The sequence below is a fragment of the uncultured Paraglaciecola sp. genome (assembly GCF_913058035.1).
Lineage (GTDB): Bacteria > Pseudomonadota > Gammaproteobacteria > Enterobacterales > Alteromonadaceae > Paraglaciecola.
Genome location: NZ_CAJXPA010000315.1, coordinates 1 through 3,005, shown reverse-complemented (window position 1 = coordinate 3,005; position 3,005 = coordinate 1). Strand labels below are relative to the sequence as shown.

General features: G+C 38.4%; 2 protein-coding genes and 1 pseudogene. 2 read left to right on the top strand and 1 reads right to left on the bottom strand.

Annotated elements, in window-relative coordinates:
* The first annotated feature begins 475 nt into the window (after nt 1-475).
* On the top strand, nt 476-1,363 hold the full coding sequence (locus tag QZ562_RS20730) for a glycosyltransferase family A protein (protein WP_293764563.1): 888 nt from the start codon (nt 476-478) through the stop codon (nt 1,361-1,363).
* Nucleotides 1,364-1,423: 60 nt separating this feature from the next.
* Here the strand turns inward: QZ562_RS20730 and QZ562_RS20725 are convergent.
* Nucleotides 1,424-1,612 (bottom strand): annotated as a pseudogene (locus tag QZ562_RS20725) (IS66 family transposase); the annotation flags it as partial.
* Between the two features lie 85 nt (nt 1,613-1,697).
* Here QZ562_RS20725 and QZ562_RS20720 point away from each other — a divergent pair.
* Nucleotides 1,698-2,866, top strand: a protein-coding gene (locus tag QZ562_RS20720) for an IS3 family transposase (RefSeq protein ID WP_293764561.1) whose coding sequence is annotated in 2 segments (ribosomal slippage) — nt 1,698-1,947 and nt 1,947-2,866 — 1,170 coding nt in all. Because the reading frame shifts where the segments join, the coding sequence is not laid out codon by codon here.
* The last annotated feature ends 139 nt before the right edge of the window (nt 2,867-3,005 follow it).

Genomic DNA, 3,005 nt, shown 5'->3' with positions numbered 1-3,005 from the left:
CATCTTCATTGGCAGGGTTTGGTGTGTATTAGAGTCAGGTTTATACTGCTTCTGGGGGTATTTCTAATGAAGTTATTAAGAAAAACTTAGTTGAGAATAAAAATATGATTTTTCATCCTTGTTATTCCAGTCTCAAAAATATAGACATTAACAATGTGAAATTTACATACGTAGATATGTTGTCTTTGGCTAAAATGAATATTACTGAGTCTTTAAAATTCACAATTAAGCGCTTAATCAAATACAATAGGAAAAAACGCACCGGCTTACTTAAACTTATTAAGTAGAATATCGGGCCGTATGAAGTGGTATATTAAATTCCTGCTGGTTCAAATATATAATAACGATTAGGATAAGATAGACGTTGTAAATAATGACTCTAGAGCCAATACATAGCTTGATTGAAAAGCGCCAAAAAGCTTATCTGCATGTCAAGTTGAATTCTCATTATTTTTGAAAAGTTCGAGACAATAATATGTTTTTTTTTGTCACCACCCTAAGACACCCTGATAACGCTAAAGATTATCAGCGAGTTATTGATTTACTTTCTATTACTATTGAATCTGTATGTTCTCAGCAAACATCTGTTGCATATAAATTTCTTATAGTCTGCAACAAAAAGCCCAAGATAAGTGTTGATGAAAGCAAAGTGATATTTCACATAGTCGACTTCCCCCCCCCGGGCTTAGGTAAAGCAAACCAGCTTTCTTTTGACTCATTTCTGATAGATAAAGGCACTAAAATAGCTGCAGGTTTGCTATTCTTGAAAAGATACTCCCCATCTAAAATATTTATTATTGATGCGGATGACTGGGTCCATAATAAAATTGTTGATCATGTCGCCGCCACACCAAATACAGATTTTTGGTATGCAAACGGTGGGTATTTAGTAAACTTAGGAGACAAAAAATCGATTCGCAAATATGGTTTGTGCCGCTATTGTGGTAGCACATTTATTTATGATTATAAAAAACTACTTGAAATGGTAAGTTTCGATAATCAACTCAATGAAAATTCATCTAAAGAGGAAATGATCGCTGGCATTGAAAGGTTTCCACTTCTGAATATATTGGGAAATCATAGATATCAATTGGCATACATCAGAAAATTTGGCTGGCAGTTCAAGCCTATCCCATCAAAGGCTATTTGTTGGGTAGTTAACACGGGGGAAAATCACTCAGGGAAAACCGGTGGTCAACAAGGATTGCCGTTAAAATCAAGTTTACTTTCACAGTTTGGTATTACTTCAATACTTGCTTCAGAAGAAAAAGTTACTATTGCTAGCTACATTTCTGAAGCTATAGAAAAATTGAAATCATACCTAGGTTGGTTAGTCACAGATAAAACTAAAACCAAAGTATAATATCACCTAGAAATTGTAATATATTGGAGCTTATTTGTAGAAACTTTGTAACGACTCAGGTCACTCAAAAGAAAAAATGACAGGAAGCTTGCTCTTAAACATTACTCGTAGCGCATCACTTGCTGAAACATCTTGCTTGCAACAACTGGAGATGTAACTGCGAAGCAGACAAAACATATCCGTACCGTTTTGACTTCTGAAACAGCCCGATATTTTTTGATGTACTTTTATCATGCGAATATCGTTTTCCCTTGATTGTTCGTAAAGGGGTGACGTGGTTGAATAGATACGCCCCTCCTAGTTAAGACATAATAGCCTTAACTGTAGATAGATAATGACAGCACGTAAGAAATACTCAAAAGAATTTAAATTGGATGCCATCGCATTGGTGGTAGAGCAAAAATACAGTCGAGTAGAGGCGGCTAGGAATTTAGGCCTCAGTCCTCAGATACTCGGTCGTTGGCTCAAAGAGGCCGAAGATGATGACGGTCATGCTTTTCGAGGTAATGGCACCCTGACACCTGAGCAAGCTGAAATTCGCAGTTTGAAGGGGCAAGTCAAGCGTCTCGAAATGGAGCGTGAGATATTAAAAAAAGCGACGGTCTTCTTTGCCAAAGAAACGAAGTGAAGTATTCGTTTATTACCCGATATAAGAAGACCTGGCCTGTGCGCTTAATGTGCAGGCTGCTCGGTGTACAAACTAATAATTATTACAGTTATCAGAAGCGTCAAACGGATAAACCTGATGACCTAACGCATCAAGAGATGCTGGAATGGGTAAAAGATATCGCCAAGTTCAGCGATAATACCTACGGAGAACGACGCATTCAAAAAGTATTGAATACGCTGAGCTTTCCAGTGAGTCGCAGGAAAACAGCTAAATTGATGAAAGAAGCAGGCGTGTGGGTGCGGTATAAAAAGAAATATAAAGCCACCACCAACAGCGACCATAAGAAGCCCATTTATGACAATGAGCTAAAGCAAGACTTCATAGCACAGCAGCATGACCTAGGGTGGGTGCAAGATATCACCTACGTTTGGACATCAGAAGGCTGGTTGTATTTAGCGGTGGTGATTGATTTATATTCACGCAAAGTCGTGGGTTGGAGTATGAGTTCAAGAATGAAGGCCAGCTTAGTGTGTGACGCATTCACCATGGCGATATGGCAACGACAACCCAAAGCAGGATTGATTGTGCATTCAGACCAAGGTGTACAATATGCCAGCAAAGCTTATCGTCGCCTTATCAAGACACATGGTTTTGTAGGTAGCATGAGTAAAAAAGGATGTTGTTGGGACAACGCTGTAGCAGAAAGTTTCTTTGGAAGTCTAAAACAAGAGCGGGTCCATTGGCGCAATTACTCCACACGATTTAGCGCCCAACAAGATATCTTGAATTACATGACCATGTGGTACAACAGCCATAGAATTCATTCGTACTTGGATTACCAAAGTCCTAATAACTTTGAACAACAAAACCATGAATTACAAAAAGTAGCTTAACTTATGTGGACTCCCCCGTGTCAACAACAAAAATGATGTTAGGCAAAGAAATAAATGCGTACTTATGTACGAGCTCTAATTGAGTAGCAAACTCAGGCTCTATGATATTTACGCGAACAGGTCGACAAATCTAGGGTGC